The following is an 18,584-nucleotide window of genomic DNA, read 5'->3' on the forward strand; positions in this document are numbered from 1 at the left end:
TCTTGATAGCTGCGATGAACCAGAAATCCTCCGTTACGAAAACCTCAAATCTGTCCCATAGGCGCTGACGTCAGACACGGAAAACCGGACGCGTGCATGCTTATCGGCCATACACCAGCACCTACGCCGGTTTCTTGCCACTCTTTGTGCGTTCTGACATCGATGATCCGCGCCGTATCCGATAGAAGCGCGTCAAAGGCATTCTCTGCCGACCAGACAGATCGGCTCTGCGCCAACAGCGGTGACGCCGCGACGGTCAGCACCGTCATATGAGCACCCAGAACGAAACGGCGCCGGTTCAAATCAAGAGCCATATTCGAAAACCTCATCCTTTGATCGGTTGCGATCCCAAAGGTCACATAACATACGCGCGACGCTACCCGGGAGCACGACACGGTGCAGGCACAGATTTGTATCCATCTGTAGCAAGGGACTGACCTGATACAAACGGCTACAATTCTGCCCATGAAACAGAATGCAACGATGATCTAGGAAGGACGCCATGGGACCGCCACCTCATATCCTTATCGTGGACGACCACGCTCAGATACGCGAAAGCGTCGCGCGCTTCCTGGAGAAGAACGGAATGCGCACGACCGTCGCCAGGGATGCCGTGGAGATGGATGCCAAGCTGGCCACTGGTCACTTCGACCTCCTCGTGCTCGATGTCATGATGCCGGGCGAGGACGGTTTGTCGGTTTGCCGCAGACTTGCGCCAGAGGGTGATCTTCCGATCATCATGCTGACGGCGCTTGGTGAGGAAACGGATCGGATCGTGGGTCTGGAAATCGGTGCGGACGATTATCTCGCCAAGCCGTTCAATCCACGAGAACTGCTCGCCCGCATCAAGTCGGTTCTTCGGAGAAGCAACCGCGACGAACCTGTGGCCGGAAGCCTCGCTGGGAGGAAAGTCTCTTTTGCGCACTGGATACTGGATACCGACCGGCAGGTGCTGATTGACGAGTCCACCACCGAGACCCCATTGACGACCTCCGAGTTCAAATTGCTGACGGTCCTGCTGGAACGCGCGAGGATGGTGCTCAGCCGTGACCAGTTGCTTGACCTGACCGCTGGTCGGACGGCAGGCCCGATGGATCGCACCATCGACAATCAGATCAGCCGTCTCCGCCGCAAAATCGAGCCGGATGTACTTAGGCCCAGTGTCATCAAAACGGTGCGGAACGGCGGATACTGTCTGGCTGCCGATGTCGAGGATGCGCCGTGATGCGCCGTGCGATGAGATCTCTGAGCGGCCAATTGATCCTGCTTGTGGTCGCGGCACTTGTCGTGGCCCAGGTGATCAGCCTGTTCCTGTTCGCCGACGAGCGCAGCCTTGCGATTCGTGCAGCTTTAGGATTCGAGGCCGCGGGTCGCGCAGCGAATGTCGCGCGGTTGATCGAAGAGGCCCCGCTGGATCTGCAGGACTCGATCCTTCGCGCGGCAAATTCGCCTCTGATCCGGTTCGATCTGTCGGACGCTCCGATCGTGGATCACACCGGTCATTCGGACGGCGGCATCGTGGAAGCGCGCATACGCGCCCTGATGGATGACAGCTACAGCCGGGATATTCGCGTTGAATTGCACGAGGTCGAGGGCGAGTTGCGGCCTCTTCCCAATCTCTCGGACGAGATGACAGAAATGCATCTCGCGATGATGCGCGGAGAGTTGACAGCGGTTGAAATGAACCTGTCCATCGCCATCAAGGGAGCGCGTTGGCTGAATGTCGGAACGCGGTTCGAGCGACCGCCGATCCAATGGCCTTTCTATTCGATGCTGACCTTCGGGATTTCCGCCGGACTGCTTCTGGTGGCGATCTTCTGGTTTGTAATGACGCGCCTGACGCGTCCTTTGCGGCACCTGTCGAAGGCCGCGGACCATCTTGGCCGGGGCGAAGATGTGGGCGAATTGGCGGTCACAGGGCCGACCGAGGTCAGAGATCTGACCGTCGCATTCAACCGCATGCAACGACGGCTGACCCGGTTTGTCAGTGATCGTACACGTATGCTCGCAGCCCTTGGCCACGATTTACGCTCGCCGTTGACTGCCATGCGTGTCCGCGCGGAGCTGGTTGACGAAGAAGAGACGCGGGACAGCCTCATCGCATCGGTCGAAGAGATGCAGAGTATGGTCGAAGCGACGCTCACCTTTGCACGCGGCCTTACCGGATCCGAAGGTGCCGAAGTGGTCGATCTGCGCAATTTTCTGGACAGCTTGTGCAGCGATATGGCGGCACACTGCACCTTTGCCCCGAGTGATGATGTTGCCGTGCGGCTTCGACCCAACGCGTTCCGAAGGGCACTGAGGAACTTGCTTGAGAACGCCGTTCGCTACGGTGGTGCCGCAAAAGTCAGCTGGGCGACCCACGGTTCGAACCTCGTACTCAACATCGATGACAATGGGCCCGGCATTCCCGTCGACCAGTTGGAAAAGGTCTTCGATCCGTTCTATCGCCTCGAGCAATCGAGGTCTCTGGAAACGGGCGGTTATGGGCTTGGGCTCTCAATCGCGAGGACAATCGTCCAATCCCATGGCGGCGATATCCAGCTGGTCAATCAGAACAGCGCGGGTTTGCGCGCTGTTGTCACCATCCCGTTGGATGAAACCGAACTGATCGAAGGAGAAACAGATGAAACTGAACGCGTTGATCCTGCCGTTGCTGGCCAGCTTGCCCGCCAGCATGGCGCAGGCTGATGGACCAGGCTCCTGGACGGGGCACATGTGGGGCAGTGGCTATGGCTTTATGGGCGGCTTCATGATGCTCGCCTTCTGGGGTGCGCTGATCGCATTGGTGGTGTTTCTGGTGTTCAGGCTGCGGGACAATGGCACCCGTCCCCCGGACTCGGACGCGCAGGAAGCGCTCAGGCGCCGCTTTGCAAATGGGGAAATCGACGAAGAAGAGTTCCGTCGCCGCAAAGCAACGCTCGACGAATAGACCCCGCCGCGGACGCCAAAGCCGTCCGACGCGACGCCCACCGACGCTGAATAGGAAAGAACGCCATGGTCCCGGAAATTGGTCACTTCGCACTGGCCCTCGCACTGGCGCTTGCGCTTGTTCAGAGTGTTCTACCGATTGCAGGTGCGTCGCGTAGAAATGCCGTCTGGATGAAATCCGCCCAGGCGACGGCAATAGGACAAGTGCTGTTTGTGGCCATCGCCTTCGCAGCGCTGATGCAGGCTTTCATCGTCAGCGATTTTACCGTCAGGAACGTCGTCGAGAACTCCCATTCGCTCAAGCCAATGCTCTACAAGGTGGCCGGGACCTGGGGCAGCCATGAGGGTTCGCTGCTGCTCTGGATCCTGATACTCGCGGTGTTCGGCGCGGGCGTCGCCTGGTTCGGATCGAACATCCCCGCCGAGACCAAGGCGCGCACCTTGTCGGTGCAGGCGTGGATCAGCGTCGGCTTCCTGTCCTTCCTGCTGCTGACGTCGAACCCCTTCGAGCGGGTGTTTCCGCCGCCGCTCGACGGCAATGACCTCAACCCGTTGCTTCAGGACATGGGTCTCGCCATGCACCCGCCGCTCTTGTATTTCGGGTATGTCGGCTTCTCCATCGTGTTTTCCTTTGCCGTTGCGGCTCTTCTGGAAGGGCGCGTCGATCCGGCCTGGGCCAGATGGGTCCGCCCGTGGACATTGGCCGCGTGGGTCAGCCTTACGGCAGGTATCGCTCTTGGATCGTGGTGGGCCTATTATGAACTGGGCTGGGGCGGCTGGTGGTTCTGGGACCCGGTCGAGAACGTGAGCTTCATGCCCTGGCTTCTGGGCACGGCGCTGCTGCATTCCGCCATCGTCACCGAAAAGCGCGACGCGTTCAAAAGCTGGACCATCCTACTTGCCATCCTGACTTTCTCGCTTTCGCTGCTCGGGACGTTCATCGTCCGGTCAGGCCTGCTTACATCCGTGCATGCCTTCGCCGTCGATCCAGAGCGCGGGCTTTACATTCTGGGTCTGCTGGCCGTGTCCATCGGTGGGTCGCTGGCGCTCTACGCCTGGCGGGCGCCCGAAATGGAGCCGGGTGGTCTGTTTCGCCCGATCAGCCGCGAAGCCGGGCTGCTCGTGAACAACCTCATTCTGGCCGCCGCTACGGGAACCGTTCTGTTCGGGACGCTTTATCCGCTGATCCTCGAGGCTATCACGGGGGACAAGATCTCGGTGGGTCCACCTTTCTTCAATGCGGCTTTCATTCCGATGATGCTGGCGCTGGTCGTGTTCATGGGTCTTGGTCCATTCCTGTCGTGGAAGCGGGCTGATATCGCCGGGTTGCTCGATCGCATTCGGTTCGTGGTCGTTCTGGCGTTCATCGCAGCTTTGGCCGCATGGTATCTTCTGAACGGTGGGCCGATCATGGCCTATCTTGCCATCCTTGGCGCAGCGTGGCTGCTTTTTGCAACCCTACGGGAATGGGCGCTACGCATCCGCCTGTTCGAGGTTCCCCTTGCAGAGAGCGCGAGACGCGCGCGCAACCTGCCACGCGCCTCTCACGGTATGACACTCGCCCATGCCGGCGTCGCTGTGTTGATGATGGGGATGATCGGCTCGACCGGATGGAAGAGTGAGGAGATCGTCTTTGCCGCCCCCGGGACCGAAGTCACGATCGCGGGGTTCGACATCACCTTCGAAGGGGCCACACAGGTTCAAGGGCCGAACTACATCGCGGATCGCGGCACCCTTGTGGTCCGTCGGGATGGCGAGCTGGTCACGACGCTTTTCCCAGAACGCCGGTATTACCCGGTCGCGGAAAGCCAGACGACGGAGTCGGCCATCCGCTCTACATTGGCGGGTGATCTCTATACGTCGATTGCAACGCCAGCCTCCGATCAAGTGAACAACGCCGGAGCATGGACCCTTCGGATCCTCTATGAACCGCTCGTCAACCTGATCTGGATCGGCTCGATCCTGCTGGTGATCGGTGGCTGTTTGTCCTTGTCGGATCGCCGTTTGAGGGTCGGGGCGCCGCGCCGCGCCAAACAGCCAGCCAGCGATGCTGTTCCTGCCGAGTAGGAGAGAAGATGAAACGTCTCATTGCCGGGCTGCCGTTTATTGCGGCGGTCATATTCGGGGGTTTTTTTCTCTGGGGGCTCAATCCCGACCGGGATCCCAACGAGATCCCTTCCGTCCTGATCTCGCAACCGGCCCCGGCGTTCGACCTCGATCCCGTGCCGGGGTTGGAGACACCCGGCCTGGCCCGAAGCGATCTTGTAGGCAACGAACGACCGGTCGTGGTCAATGTCTTTGCGTCCTGGTGCGTGCCCTGCCGCGCGGAACATGCCGTGTTGACACGCTTTGTCGAACGCGAGGGCATGCGGTTGTTCGGCATCAACTACAAAGACAAACCAGAAGATGCCGTGAAGTGGCTCAATGACCTCGGCAATCCCTACGAACGGATCGGGTCCGACCTTTCAGGCCGGACAGGGATCGAATGGGGCCTTTCAGGCGTGCCGGAAACCTTCATCGTCGATGGCGATGGTACTGTTCTGTTTCGCTATGTCGGGCCGGTCGTGGGTCCGGACGCCGTCGAACGGTTCACGCAAGCCCTGAAGCAGGCAGGCGCACTGCCAAAGGGAGCAGCATCATGAGACAGTTGATTTTCGCGTTTTGCATCGGGCTCTTTCCCTTTGCCGCCAATGCGGTCGAACCAGACGAAATGCTGGCCGACCCGGTATTGGAACAGCGTGCGCGGGAGATTTCCAAGGATCTGCGATGCGTCGTCTGTCAAAACCAGGACATCGACAGTTCGAACGCGGGTGTGGCGCGGGACTTGCGTCTGCTCGTACGCGAGCGACTGGTCACCGGAGACAGCGACGCGGAGGTGATCGAATACATTCGGGCGCGGTACGGGGATTACGTGCTGCTCAAACCGCCTCTGGAGCCTGCGACCTACGCGCTTTGGTTTGCGCCGATCGCTTTCGTTCTGATCGGGGTTTTCGTTGGTGGCGGGGTACTGATGAGTCGGCGAAAGCAAGAGGCTTTTGAAGATTTGGGCGCGGAGGATGAGAACACCGTGTCCGAGATTCTCAGACAAAACGAAGCGGGGGATGCGTCATGATCTGGGGTATTTTCGGTCTTCTGACGCTGGTCGCGATCGGAATAGTCCTCTACCCGCTGCTGCTGTCCAAATCGAACACTCTCACCAGAGGAGATGCGGTACCGGCCATCCTCGCCGATCAGATGCAGGAAATCGAACGAGACATGGACCGCGGTTTGATTTCTGAACAAGAAGCTCAAGCAGCCAGACTCGAGATCAAGAAACGGATCCTCGCGACGACCCGCAATTTGGAAGCAAAAGCCGGATCGTCCCGTAGTGGTGGCAGAGGCACTCTTGTTGTCGCGGCGGTCCTCGCGCCGGTTATTGCCGCGGGCTACTACCTGACAATGGGATCGCCGGAGGTGCCTTCAATGGCCTTCGCTGCCCGTGCAGAGGAGCGCGCACAGACTGATGAAGTGACGGCGCTGGCAATACAACTTCGCGAAAGGCTTATATCCGATCCGACCGGCGGCCCCAGCGAAGGGTGGATGCTGTTGGGCCAGACCTATCAGCGCATGGGCAGAACAGTTGATGCTGTCGAAGCATTCGAAGTTGTCGCCAAACGGGAGGATGCCACCTCCGCGACATTCTCCATGCTGGCGGAGGCTGTCGCGGTTGCCAATGATGGCGTTGTTATTCCACGGGCGAAATTGGCCATTGATCGCGCTTTGGAACTTGACCCATCCAATCCTGCGGCAACCTATTTCGAGTCTCTCTACCATCTTCAAAAAGAAGAGACGCGTAAGGCCTACGATCTGCTCGTTTCCCGGCTGAACCAGGAAAAGACGTTCGTGCCCTGGATGGAAACATACGTTTTGCAGATCAACCGGATTGCAGCGGCAGCTGACCTCCCGGTCGTCAATCTACCCAGCGGGCCGACATCCCCACCCGGCCCGAGTGCGGCAGATGTCGCGGCGGCGTCGGAGATGAATGACGCGGACCGCGCGGAGTTCATCCGATCGATGGTCTCGCGGCTGGCCGAGCGTCTTGAGGATGAACCGGACGATCTGGATGGTTGGATGCGGCTGGCAAACGCCTATACGGTCCTTGAGGAGCCCGATCGCGCCGTTGAGGCCTACCGCAAGGCTGAAGCGCTGTTGGAGCAGCAGCCCGCCAGTGATCCTCGGCGTGCGGCGGTCCGTGCCGCGCTTGAGCGGCTCGGCGGCTGACTGCTGGTCGGTGTCCCGCCCGGGCAGGTCACTCCTGTCCGGCAACCTTTGCGGAAACATCCCGACCGCTGGCTTGCGCCAAGGCGTCCATCACGGCTTCGGTTGTTAGCAATTCGGACAGCACAATGCCGTTCGGTGCCGATGGTCCGTAGACGGCATTGAAGGGGATGCCGTATCTGCCGAAACTCTCAAGGTAGCGGGAAATGCGCGTGTCCGGGCGTGTCCAATCTGCCTGCATCGCCGTGACTCCAGGCGCTTCAAGCGCGCTCCGGACTGGCTCCCGGTCGATGACAAGTGTCTTGTTCGCTTTGCAAGTCAGGCACCAGTCAGCGGTCACATCGACAAAAACGACCTCTCCTGCGGACACGCGTTTCGCTATGTCCGAACGATCAAATGCGATCCAAGCCATTGCCAACTGCGGCGTCGAACGCGCAGGTGCTGATTGCTGCAAGAGAGGACCTGCGGCAATGGCCAGGACAAGGCTGGCTATGGCAATAGACCACCTGAACTGGGACTGCACATTCGGGAGAGATAGTATCAGAACGGCGAGACCGGACAACGCCGCGACCGCGATGACAGACACAAACCCGGCGACACCGTCGAGCACCCAGAACAGCCACACGGCGGTTGCAAGCAACAAGACCCCCATGACGCTTTTGATGACCAGCATCCATCGACCAGGCTTAGGCATGAATGCGACCAGACGCGGGAACGCGGCGATGACGAGATAGGGCAGGGCGAGGCCGAACCCGAGGCTCGAAAAGACTATGAGGATGTCCAAGCCACGCCCGGCCAAAGCAAAGGCCACAGCGGTGCCGAGGAACGGTGCCGAACAAGGCGTCGCCATGACGGCACCGAACATGCCAGTGAAAAAGTCGGCGGAATACCCGTTGCGTCCACCGGCCCCTGCAAGCCGCGTTTGAATGCCGTGTGGAAGGGCGAACTCGAACGCTCCGAACAGATTTGCCGAAAAGACGAGCAGAACAGCGATCATCACCGCAAGAAACAGCGGGCTTTGAAACTGCAGACCCCACCCGACGCTGAGGCCTGCCGTCTGGAGCGCCCAGAGGACGAGCGCCAGACCCCACATGAACGTCATGATGCCGGCGCTGGCAGCGACGAAACCGAACCGGACACGGGTTGTGTCGTGATCGGTGTGTTTGAGCACAGACGACACCTTGATGGACAGCACCGGCAGCACGCAGGGCATCACATTCAGGATCAATCCGCCCAGCAGCGCGATCGCGGCAATCCAGATCAGTTCCATCATGTCCGGTGTCGTGGCGGCCAGCTCAAAGGGTGGTGCTATTCCTTGCGCCACGCGATCCGCGATGATCGTGAAGGCCCGGTTCTCGCCGTCGGTGACGGTAATCGACGGAGCCACTGTCACATCCGTATTCGACGAGAGGATCGGCAAGCGCGCCCAAAGCAAACGATCCTCTTCTCCCAAACGGATATCGGGTTTGCCAAGCGCAACACCCATACCCAGTTCGGGAAACACATCCGGCGACTGGAGTGGTTCATCGACGCGAAGGCTGACGATCAACTCCGTGAGGTCTTCGTCGATGAAGGCATTTGCCTCGCTGACGCCGCTCGTCTTGGCCCCTTCGGGGACGCGCTCGGAAAACGTACCGATCAGCCCAGCCGAAGTGCTGTCGATGACGTTGCCCCGTCCGAGGCGAAGTGACAGGTCAAACTCTTCCGGGACACAGACATTGGAGCACACCAGCAGTTTGACCTGCGCGGAAAGAGTCACAGGTGCGCCGGGATCTTCGAGCGTTATGCGCAGCGGAAAGACGACTTCACCCGCATAACCAAAATTTTCGATGCCGAAGGCGGTGAAGCGCGTCGGGGCGGGCCACATGAATTCGACATCTGCGACGTTTTCGGAACCGCTCCATTCGACCGAAGGCGGTATTCCCACCTCGCCCGCCGACCGCCAATAGGTCTTCCAGTTTTCGTTCAGTTGAAGGTGAAGCCCGGCTGACAGAGTCTGTGTGTTCTCGGGAACGCCGTCCTGTACACTAATGAGATGCGCGGTGAGTGGCGCGCTCTGGTATTCAGCAGAGGTTGCTGCCGCGACACTTCCAGAGACAACGGCCAGGAGCACGAAGGGAATAAGCAAAACCCGTCGCAGGATCAAAAGGCAATCGATCAAGATACCTACTTCCTTCCCATATTTTCCGCAGATTTCGCCAGGACGGCGGAAATTGCGTCAAAGTCCACCTGTGGCAAAACCCTGACGACCGTCCGCACAGACAATTCGCGCAACGCCAGTCGCAGAAGATGAAAGGGTTCGACACCCATCCGGCAGAAGGTCTGACGCTTGCTTCGTGGACACGATAGCGCCGCGATCCGAGCAGTCTTCAAGACTTCCTGCACATCCCCCAAGCATGAAACCCGACAACAGCAACGCGCCTACGCGTACCTTCCCGCGCACATCACGGCCTGTCGCGGACCACGACTGGAATCGCGGAGGTTATGGGCTCGGTCGTTTCCTCGATAGTATCCTTTGCCTTGTCGGAATGGCACGATTTTCCCATGAACTTGTGCATCACGAGATGCGCCCCAACGCACAGCAGGAGCGGGGCGAAAGCCGCTGCATTGCCCCACATGCCCGCCAATGTGCCGCCGGCAAGAAAAAACCCCGCAACGGGCAGCAGCATGACGACGCAACACGCCATCATACCATAATGCATGAGCCTGTCCGTGATCGGCTTTTTTCTGTGGCTGTGGTGGTCCATGACACCCTCTTTGTCTCGTTCCCGGCGTCATTTGCGACCCTCCAGCAGGGTAAGGTCAAGGATACAAATGGATACACTTCTCGCGGCCTTGTCAGGTTGCCTGATGCCGGGTCTCCCGTAAAAGACATGTACAAACCGTAGGCTAGGAGTGTGTCATGACGACATCGCGAAACAACAAGATCAATCGACGAAGCCTGTTGGGGTATGCGGCTGTCGCTTTGGTTGCACCAAGCGTGGTTCGAGCCGAAACCATTCGCCGCAACATTTCTTCTTTCCGAGTTCATGACTGGCAAGATCACTTCGACGCACTCGGAAAGGGGATCATCATCTCCGATACCGTGACGAAGGCGCTCCAGCATTGGACATCAGATGGCGAAATGCGGATCTACCCAACGTCCGTTCCGCTGACCGACGAACTCACCAAACGCGGTTACACCGAAGTGGTGGAAAAACGCAAAAACCCCAGCTGGGCGCCAACGCCCTCCATGCGGGAACGCAATCCGGAATGGCCGGCTCGTGTCGAGGGGGGTGATCCGGACAACCCATTGGGTACTCGTGCACTGTACCTGTCGTGGCAGTACTACCGTATTCACGGGACACAGGATACGCGCAAGATCGGCCGCCGGTCGTCAAACGGCTGCATCGGCCTGTTCAACGCACAGATCGAGGAAGTCTACGAGCGGGCACCTGTCGGCACTCAAGTCAAACTCATCTGACCGAACGGGCAAGGCGGAAGATACAGGCATGGACAAATTGACTGCGCTGATTGGTGCCGTTTTTGTTATCGGCGGGGGTTTTGCCGTTTGGCAGTTCGTTGGAGCGGAAGATACAGCGGTTGGCCACTCCATGACGCCACCCGACACAAGTGAGATCGCTGAAGGCGGCCCGATCGTTCAGGTCCAGCTGCCTTCCCAACTCTCGCAACAGGCGGCGCTTGGAAAGAGCATATTCGAGGCAAAGTGTTCCGAGTGTCACGGCGAAAATGCCGCCGGTCGCAACGGTGTTGCGCCGCCTCTCGTGCACAAGATCTACGAACCGAGCCACCATTCGGACATGGCTTTTGTTCTGGCAGCTCAAAACGGCGTCCGTGCACATCACTGGAATTTCGGTAATATGCCTAAGATCGAGGGATTGACCCAAGGAGACGTCAAGATGGTGGCCGCCTATGTCCGCGAATTGCAGCGGGCCAACGGGATCAACTGATGCGTTGGTCGAAGACGAACCGATGGATTCTGTCGGCCGTTTTCGGCCTTTTCCTTGTAGTTCTCGGGGTGCCAGAGGCGCCGGTATATCATGGTGAAACGTCGTTGGGGCAGGAATACCATGGTCACGAAGACGCAGGGCCATGGACCGAGGCCTCTGGCCACTGCCATCCAGGCCTCGATTGTTCTGTCCCGGCAGCGTTATTGCTTCAGCCGAACATGGCGTACGAGCCTTCTTTTCTGAAAGCCGTCATGCAAGACGGCGCGACCCAACGAACCGAGTTGCGCCCCACCAGCGATCCTCCACCGCCGCGACGGTGGGTCTGATTTCACATCGCTCGAAAAGCAGACCCAAAGAAGGATCGAAGACATGAAAAAGACGACTATCGTAGCGGCAGTGTTGATTGCAGGTACTGCGGTCACGGCATTCGCGCATAGCGGTGCCACCGGCATCGTGAAAGAGCGCATGGATGCCATGCTTGCAATGGGGAAGGCGGTCAAGACCGTGGCCCCGATGATGCGGGGCGAAACGGCCTATGACGCAGAAACAGTGCGCGATGCCGCGCGCCTGTTCCAGCAGCACGCCGGTGAGAGCATGACAAAGCTGTTCCCAGAGGGCACAGGGGGCATGCCCTCGGAAGCCAAGGACGAGGTGTGGACCGACTGGGAGCGCTTCGCGGCATTGGCAAGTCAGCTGGAAGAATACTCTGAGGGCCTGGAACGCGCAGCCGACAATGGATTGGGCGGCATGAGCGGCAATACCTCCATGGATGGCGCCTCGATGATGGGCGGCGGGTCAATGATGGGAGGCGATACAACCATGATGGGCGGGAGCACGATGATGGGCCGAGGCGACATGATGGATGCGGCCGCCATTGCCGAAATGCCCGCCGACGCAGCATTCGCGATGACGACCCAGGTCTGTTCCGCATGCCATGAACGCTTCCGGGCGGAAGAAGACTGACCATGCGCCGGTTCTTGACACTCGTCAGCGGGGCCGCCGTGCTGGGCGCGGCCAGCCTCGGCGTCGTGATTGCATGGCCTGTCGGCAGTGCAGTGACTCCGATTGCAATAGAGGGCAATGTCGACCGGGGCGCATATCTGGCGCGCGCCAGTGGGTGCATTGCCTGTCATACCAATTTTGAAGCGGGCGGCGCACCACTTGCCGGAGGGGCGCCGCTCGAAACCCCGTTCGGAACGTTCTACCCGCCCAACCTGACGACAGACCCGGAACATGGCATGGGCGAATGGACGGCAGAACAGTTCGCAAAAGCCGTGCGGCAAGGCATCGGCCCCGATGGAACGCCGTACTATCCGTCTTTCCCGTACACCTTCTATGCGGATTTTTCTGATCAGGATATCGCTGACCTCTGGGCGGCGTTTCAAACCGTGCCGCCCGTGGACGAGCCTGCACCAGAAAATGATGTCAGCTTCCCATTCGACCAACGATGGGGGCTGAAGCTCTGGCGAGCGGCGTTCTTCTACGATCCGGATACCGAACCGATTGAAGGGCGAAGCGACGCATGGAATCGAGGACGGGAATTGGTGCGCGGTGCGGCACATTGCGGAGCCTGCCATACGCCGCGCAATCTTGCGGGAGGCCGCGATATCGGTGCTTCCTTTGCAGGCAACGCCCAGCTTCCCGGTGGCAGCAAGGCCCCCGCGATACGGCCAAAAGACCTGGTCAAAAATGACTGGACGGTTTCAAACCTCGCTTATGCGCTCCAGACCGGCATCACCCCTTCGGGCGATGCTTTCGGCGGCAGCATGGCGGAAGTGGTTCGCGAGGGAACTCGGTTTCTGACACCTGCCGATCGCGAAGCGATGGCGCTTTTCCTGCTGAACAAGGACACGGTCGAGGCGGAGAACCCCGCGTCGAACTAACACCACGCGGGGGCAACACGCCCCCGCTTTCTCGAGGATCGAAATGAGACAAACACGTCGGGATTTCTTGCGCCATGCAACACTGGCGGCCTGCGCGGCGGCCATCCCGCAGTCGGCTTTTGCCGCGACCCCGTTCGAGGACCTGATTGCCAAGGTTGCACGTCGACAGCTTCTTCCGGACACCTACCCGGAAACAGAGATCTGGGGCTATGACGGCCTCGTTCCGGCCCCGGAAATCAGGGTCACACAAGGCGATCGGGTGCGTCGCAGGTTTCGCAACGAGGTACCCGATCCCAGTTCGGTTCACTGGCACGGAATCCGGATCGACAACGCGATGGATGGCGTTTCAGGGCTGACCCAAGAGGCCGTAGCGCCGGGTGGAACCTTTGACTACGACTTCGTCGTACCGGACGCGGGCACCTATTGGTATCACGCGCATAATCGTTCATACGAGCAAGTCGCGCGTGGTCTGCGCGGTGCCTTGATCGTCGAAGAGGTCGATGGACCGGACATCGACCGCGAGGAAGTCATCGTTCTGGAGGACTGGTTGCTCGACCCTGAGAGCGGGCAGCTGTTCGACAATTTCGAACAGCCCATGATGATGAGCCACGGTGGACGTACCGGCAACTTTATCACGACCAACGGGCGCTATGACCTGACCTTGCCCGCGCAGCGCAACGAGCGCATTCGCTTGCGGATCATCAACGCAGCAAGCGCTCGAATTTTCCCGCTGAGGCTCTCTGGATTCAGTGGCTGGACGGTGGCCGTGGATGGAATGCCAACCGGCCAACCCCAGTCGGTTGACGGCGAGTTGATCCTCGGCCCGGCACAGCGCGTCGACTTAATTGTGGATGTGACCGAAGACGAAGGCGGCACCGCCCAATTGCTTCGCATCGGCGATGATGATCAACTGACCCCGTTGGTGAGTTTTCTGGTCAACGGCACAGCCAGTTCAGTACCAAGAGGCAAGCCACTGCCGTTGCCGCCGAACCCCGCGGCACACGCCCCGGACCTTGCCGATGCGCGTGATTTGCGACTGGTCATGTCCGGCGGGGCAATGGGGCGAATGCAGTCCGCATTGCTTGGCGGGGAACGTCTTGGATTCCGTCAGCTTGCCCAAGCGGGCAAATTCTGGGCCCTGAATGATGTCGCCGAAATGACCTACACGCCACTGGCCGATCTATCCCTGAACGAGCCGGTGCGCCTGAAGATCGAGAACCAGACCGTTTTCCCACATGCGATGCACCTGCACGGGATGCATTTCCGCGAGCTGCGCCCCGACGGCGCGTTCGGGCCGATGCGGGACACGATCCTGTTGGCCGGCAACGAGTCCCGGGAGATCGCCTTTACGGCAGACAATCCCGGCAAGTGGCTGTTCCATTGCCACATGCTCAGCCACGCCGCATCTGGCATGACAACCTGGATACGGGTCACATGAGATATCTCGTTTGGTCCCTTCCGATCACTGTCGCAGCAGCCGCCTTCACGTATTGGCTCTCGACCAGTGCATCCTCGGATGTCGGCAGCGCGTCCAGGGCGGAGAGCTACGACATCGAAGAAGGCGCGTTGCTCTACGCAGAAAACTGTACGTCTTGTCATGGCGCGGGTCTGGAAGGCCAGCCGGAATGGCGAACGCCCGGCGCGGATGGGCGCCTGCCAGCACCACCACATGATGAGACGGGTCACACCTGGCATCATCCTGACAGCCTGCTCTTCGATTACACAAAACTGGGGGGTGCGGCGCTTCTGGCGCGTCAGGGCGTCGAATTCGACAGTGGCATGCCCGGTTTCGCAGACGTGCTGACCGACCAGCAAATTCACAACATCCTGGCCTTCATCCGGTCCACCTGGCCAGACCGCATCCGCGAAGTCCAGGCCGCGCGGACAGAAGCCGACGAACAACGGGGAGAGAACTAAAATGCGTTTCAGACAAGCCTTCACGACGGTCGCGATAGCTGCCTTGCTTCCGATACCGGCACTCGCGGACGAACTGTCAGAGTCCCGGGTCAAGGAACTTGTGCTCGAGGCAATCCGCGAGAACCCGGAGATTGTCATGGAGGCCGTGGCGATCCTCGAACAAAGGCAGGCGCAAGCGCAGGAGCTCAGTCAGGCCCAAGTTCTGAATGACCAGCGCGATCTGATCGAGAACGATCCGAATGCGCCGGTTCTCGGCAACCTGGAAGGGGACGTCACTGTTGTGGAATTTTTCGACTACAACTGTCCCTATTGTCGGCGGGTCAAACCCGAGGTGCGGGCTTTGATCGAAGACGATCCCAACATTCGCCTCGTCTATCGTGAATGGCCCATTCTCGGAGACGGATCGGTGTTTGCCGCGAAAGCGGCCTTGGCAGCGCGCAAGCAGGACAAATACGAAGAGTTTCACTGGGCAATGATGGGGCTGGAAGGCCGCGCGGAAGAGGCCTCCGTGCTGCGCGTGGCCGAGGAGATCGGCCTGGATATCGCGCAGTTGCGCAAGGACATGGAGGCCCCCGAGGTCGAAGAGCACATTGCGACCTCCATGCAACTGACCCAAGCTCTGGGCTTTAACGGCACGCCGTCTTTCGTGATCGGGGATGCGCTGGTCCCGGGCTTCGTCGAAAAGGCGCAGCTTGCCGACTTGGTCGAGGAAGCCCGCAAAGTCGAAGACTGAAATTCTGTGCCCGGACCACCCTTGGGTGGTCCAGGCACTGCATCAAGCGGCCGCAGGTTCCACGTTGTAGCCCGCATCCCGAATGATCGCTTGGACCTGATCGGCTGGTAACACGCTGTCGACATGCACCTGTCGGGCAGAAAGGTCACATTCTACGCCTGCATTCGGATCTGCGCTCTTCACCGCGCTTTCGATTGCTGCGGTGCAATGCCCACAGCTCATGTCCGGAACGCTGAACTTCATCGGAACCACTCCTTGATCTGATTTCTATCGGTGACATGGGGCTTCCCCCCGCTGGAAGGTCAAGTGAAGAAATTTATTTGGCGCCCTCCCATTGACCCTCCAGTAACTGGAAGCCTCATATTCCACTTCGAATGGAAAAACAGGTGACACATATGCCCGAACCCAAACAGATCAGCCTGCCGATCGAAGGCATGTCATGCGCGTCCTGCGTTGGCAGGGTCGATCGCGCATTGAATGCAATCGACGGCGTAGAGGATGTGTCGGTGAACCTTGCCTCGGAAACTGCTCGCATGAGCGTGGACGCGCTCAAGCGCATTCCCGACATCATCGAATCCCTTCGCGAGCTGGGCTACCCCGCGCGGAAGGCCAGGGCCGAACTCACGATTGCAGCGATGTCCTGTGCCTCTTGCGTCGGGCGGGTCGATAAGGCGCTTGCCGCGGTGCCCGGGGTGGTCGAGGTGAACGTCAACCTCGCCTCAGAGACGGCGACGGTCGTTTACGTCGAAGGTCTTGTCACGACATCCGATCTGATCGAATCAAGCGGCGCGGCAGGGTATCCAGCAACCGTGGCAACGGCCCAGGCCGGTGACGACAGAGTTGCGCGCAAGGAGGAAGAGGCTCAGGCGCTTGCCAAACGGGTCACCTTTGCGGCCATCCTCGCCTTGCCGGTCTTCCTGATCGAAATGGGTGGCCACGTCATTCCGGCCGTTCATATGCTGATCGAGACCACGATTGGCCAGCAGACGAGTTGGCTTCTTCAGTTCGTGCTGACGACAATCGTTCTCTTCGGCCCGGGCCGGACGTTTTACACCAAGGGTTTCCCGGCCTTGTTCCGGGGTGCCCCCGACATGAACAGCCTCGTCGCGGTCGGCACCGGGGCGGCTTACCTTTATTCCGTGGTTGCGACATTCGTACCGTCGGTCCTGCCTGACACGCTGCGCACCGTCTATTTCGAGGCGGCAGCGGTCATCGTCGTTCTGATCCTTCTGGGGCGGTTTCTTGAAGCGCGCGCCAAGGGGAGAACGGGCGCGGCCATCCAGAAGCTATTAGGGCTTCAGGCGCGGACTGCACGCGTGATGCGGGACGGAGAAAGCGTCGAGATCGAGATCGATGCGCTGGTTCAGGGTGACATCGTCATCGTGCGCCCTGGTGAACGCATCGCGGTCGATGGCGAGGTCATCGAGGGGACCAGCCGCGTCGACGAAAGCATGCTGACAGGCGAGCCGATCCCCGCTGAAAAAGGTGCCGGAGATACGGTGACCGGCGGGACGGTCAACGGCGCCGGAAGCCTGCAGTTCCTCGCCACGCGGGTCGGCGCCGACACGACCCTGGCGCAGATTATTCGCATGGTCGAAGAGGCCCAGGGCGCCAAACTGCCGATCCAGGGATTGGTCGACCGGATCACCTTGTGGTTCGTGCCTGCCGTGATGGCGATCGCGGCGGCGACCGTGCTGGTCTGGCTGTTTTTCGGGCCTGATCCGGCCCTGACGATGGCGCTGGTCGCCGGTGTGTCGGTGCTCATCATCGCGTGCCCCTGCGCGATGGGGCTTGCGACGCCGACCTCGATCATGGTCGGGACGGGACGTGCTGCGGAAATGGGTGTCCTGTTCCGTAAAGGTGACGCCTTGCAGCAACTTGATTCCGTTGATGTGGTCGCCCTCGACAAAACAGGCACGGTGACCGAGGGGCGACCCGCACTGACTGACCTTGTGCTGGCGGAAGGGTTCGATCGCCCAACAACGCTCTCGAAGATCGCTGCCGTGGAGTCGCTCTCCGAGCATCCTGTCGCGGACGCCATCGTGCGGGCCGCGCGGGCCGAGGGCGCACCTCTTGTGGCGGCCGAAGGCTTTCAATCGGTCACAGGTTACGGCGTGCGCGCCGTGGTCGAAGACGTGGAGGTGTTGGTTGGGGCCGACCGCTACATGGCACGCGAAGGCATTGACGTCTCGGCATTGGCTCCAGAGGAAACGAAGATCGCAAGCAAGGGTCGCACGGCGCTTTACGCTGCCATAGATGGGCGTGTCGCCGCCGTGATCGGCGTGGCCGATCCGGTCAAACCGGCAAGCCGCGCAGCCATCGCAGCGCTGCACGAAAAGGGTCTTGCGGTTGCGATGATCACCGGCGACAAACGCGAAACCGCCGAAGCCATCGCCCGCGAAACCGGTATCGACCACGTCATCGCCGGCGTCCTGCCGGACGGCAAGGTTGCGGCGCTCGACAGTTTGCGCCAAGGGAACAAGCGCATCGCCTTTGTCGGCGACGGGATCAACGACGCCCCGGCGCTGGCGCATGCCGATGTGGGCATCGCCATTGGAACCGGCACCGATGTGGCCATCGAATCTGCGGATGTCGTCCTGATGTCGGGCGATTTGCGCGGCGTGGTGAACGCCTTCGAAGTATCGCGGCGGACCATGCGCAACATCCGGCAGAACCTGTTCTGGGCCTTTGCCTACAACGTGGCACTTATTCCGGTCGCTGCCGGGGTGCTTTATCCCGCCTTTGGGTTGCTCCTGTCACCAATCCTTGCGGCGGGTGCGATGGCGTTGTCCTCGGTGTTTGTCCTGACCAATGCCCTGCGGCTGCGGCGCATCGCGCCTGCGATGGACGAGCAGCGCGCAATCCCGGCAGAGCTGGCAGCCGCCACTCCTGCTCCAGCAGAATAACGGAGGT

19 protein-coding genes are annotated in these 18,584 nt (G+C 60.2%); 15 read left to right on the plus strand and 4 right to left on the minus strand.

All coding sequences use genetic code 11. From position 1 onward, the window contains the following. Positions 1–44: 44 nt before the first annotated feature. Positions 45–314 carry a hypothetical protein gene (locus BMI87_RS18975; protein ID WP_244615036.1) on the minus strand — a complete coding sequence of 90 codons (270 nt, stop codon included), beginning with the start codon at positions 312–314 and terminating at the stop codon, positions 45–47. Between the two features lie 188 nt (positions 315–502). Between BMI87_RS18975 and BMI87_RS18980 the strand changes: the two genes are divergently transcribed. The 7 genes from BMI87_RS18980 (at position 503) to ccmI (ending at position 7,191) form a co-directional block, all read left to right on the plus strand. Then, positions 503–1,225, plus strand: a complete 723-nt coding sequence (locus BMI87_RS18980; protein WP_078523120.1) for a response regulator — start codon at positions 503–505, stop codon at positions 1,223–1,225. Then, complete coding sequence (locus BMI87_RS18985) at positions 1,225–2,691, plus strand: ATP-binding protein (protein WP_009807480.1); 1,467 nt, start codon at positions 1,225–1,227, stop codon at positions 2,689–2,691. The genes BMI87_RS18980 and BMI87_RS18985 overlap by 1 nt, the downstream gene beginning before the upstream one ends. Next, positions 2,627–2,932 carry an SHOCT domain-containing protein gene (locus BMI87_RS22835; protein ID WP_222481198.1) on the plus strand — a complete coding sequence of 102 codons (306 nt, stop codon included), beginning with the start codon at positions 2,627–2,629 and terminating at the stop codon, positions 2,930–2,932. Before BMI87_RS18985 ends, BMI87_RS22835 begins: the two co-directional genes overlap by 65 nt. 65 nt (positions 2,933–2,997) lie before the next feature. After that, positions 2,998–4,998: a heme lyase CcmF/NrfE family subunit gene (locus BMI87_RS18995; RefSeq protein ID WP_040884124.1), complete on the plus strand. Its 2,001-nt coding sequence runs from the start codon at positions 2,998–3,000 to the stop codon at positions 4,996–4,998. An 8-nt stretch (positions 4,999–5,006) separates the two neighbouring features. Then, positions 5,007–5,573, plus strand: coding sequence for a DsbE family thiol:disulfide interchange protein (locus tag BMI87_RS19000; protein ID WP_007803389.1), 567 nt, complete (start codon positions 5,007–5,009; stop codon positions 5,571–5,573). Next, positions 5,570–6,043 carry a cytochrome c-type biogenesis protein gene (locus tag BMI87_RS19005; RefSeq protein ID WP_078523121.1) on the plus strand — a complete coding sequence of 158 codons (474 nt, stop codon included), beginning with the start codon at positions 5,570–5,572 and terminating at the stop codon, positions 6,041–6,043. The genes BMI87_RS19000 and BMI87_RS19005 overlap by 4 nt, the downstream gene beginning before the upstream one ends. After that, positions 6,040–7,191, plus strand: coding sequence for a c-type cytochrome biogenesis protein CcmI (gene ccmI / locus BMI87_RS19010; RefSeq protein ID WP_050686135.1), 1,152 nt, complete (start codon positions 6,040–6,042; stop codon positions 7,189–7,191). The genes BMI87_RS19005 and ccmI overlap by 4 nt, the downstream gene beginning before the upstream one ends. Positions 7,192–7,219: 28 nt before the next feature. On the opposite strand, the gene BMI87_RS19015 is transcribed toward ccmI, so the two are convergent. Next, positions 7,220–9,349, minus strand: a complete 2,130-nt coding sequence (locus BMI87_RS19015) for a protein-disulfide reductase DsbD (RefSeq protein WP_078523122.1) — start codon at positions 9,347–9,349, stop codon at positions 7,220–7,222. A gap of 283 nt (positions 9,350–9,632) precedes the next feature. Next, positions 9,633–9,935, minus strand: coding sequence for a DUF2933 domain-containing protein (locus tag BMI87_RS19020; RefSeq protein ID WP_043754567.1), 303 nt, complete (start codon positions 9,933–9,935; stop codon positions 9,633–9,635). 155 nt (positions 9,936–10,090) lie between these two features. Between BMI87_RS19020 and BMI87_RS19025 the strand changes: the two genes are divergently transcribed. The 7 genes from BMI87_RS19025 to BMI87_RS19055 all read left to right on the plus strand — a co-directional run bounded on the left by BMI87_RS19025 (position 10,091) and on the right by BMI87_RS19055 (position 15,671). Continuing rightward, the gene (locus tag BMI87_RS19025) at positions 10,091–10,651 is read left to right on the plus strand and encodes a L,D-transpeptidase (RefSeq protein ID WP_078523123.1); all 561 of its coding nucleotides are present in this window, start codon (positions 10,091–10,093) and stop codon (positions 10,649–10,651) included. A 28-nt stretch (positions 10,652–10,679) separates the two neighbouring features. Further along, the gene (locus BMI87_RS19030; RefSeq protein WP_078523124.1) at positions 10,680–11,138 is read left to right on the plus strand and encodes a cytochrome c; all 459 of its coding nucleotides are present in this window, start codon (positions 10,680–10,682) and stop codon (positions 11,136–11,138) included. Positions 11,139–11,507: 369 nt separating this feature from the next. Beyond that, a complete protein-coding gene (locus BMI87_RS19035) occupies positions 11,508–12,101 on the plus strand; it encodes a cytochrome c (RefSeq protein WP_007803403.1) in 594 nt (197 codons plus the stop codon). A gap of 2 nt (positions 12,102–12,103) precedes the next feature. Beyond that, complete coding sequence (locus tag BMI87_RS19040; protein WP_007803405.1) at positions 12,104–13,021, plus strand: cytochrome c; 918 nt, start codon at positions 12,104–12,106, stop codon at positions 13,019–13,021. Between the two features lie 43 nt (positions 13,022–13,064). After that, positions 13,065–14,459, plus strand: a complete 1,395-nt coding sequence (locus BMI87_RS19045; RefSeq protein WP_007803406.1) for a multicopper oxidase family protein — start codon at positions 13,065–13,067, stop codon at positions 14,457–14,459. Further along, positions 14,456–14,938, plus strand: a complete 483-nt coding sequence (locus tag BMI87_RS19050) for a cytochrome c (protein WP_046212136.1) — start codon at positions 14,456–14,458, stop codon at positions 14,936–14,938. Before BMI87_RS19045 ends, BMI87_RS19050 begins: the two co-directional genes overlap by 4 nt. A 1-nt stretch (position 14,939) precedes the next feature. Beyond that, positions 14,940–15,671, plus strand: a complete 732-nt coding sequence (locus BMI87_RS19055) for a DsbA family protein (RefSeq protein WP_009807488.1) — start codon at positions 14,940–14,942, stop codon at positions 15,669–15,671. 42 nt (positions 15,672–15,713) lie between these two features. On the opposite strand, the gene BMI87_RS19060 is transcribed toward BMI87_RS19055, so the two are convergent. Next, on the minus strand, positions 15,714–15,914 hold the full coding sequence (locus BMI87_RS19060; protein WP_007803412.1) for a heavy-metal-associated domain-containing protein: 201 nt from the start codon (positions 15,912–15,914) through the stop codon (positions 15,714–15,716). A gap of 152 nt (positions 15,915–16,066) precedes the next feature. On the opposite strand from BMI87_RS19060, the gene BMI87_RS19065 reads away from it, so the two are divergent. After that, positions 16,067–18,577, plus strand: a complete 2,511-nt coding sequence (locus BMI87_RS19065) for a heavy metal translocating P-type ATPase (RefSeq protein WP_040182674.1) — start codon at positions 16,067–16,069, stop codon at positions 18,575–18,577. Positions 18,578–18,584: the final 7 nt, after the last annotated feature.

The organism is Thioclava sp. F28-4 (genome assembly GCF_002020045.1).
Lineage (GTDB): Bacteria > Pseudomonadota > Alphaproteobacteria > Rhodobacterales > Rhodobacteraceae > Thioclava > Thioclava sediminum.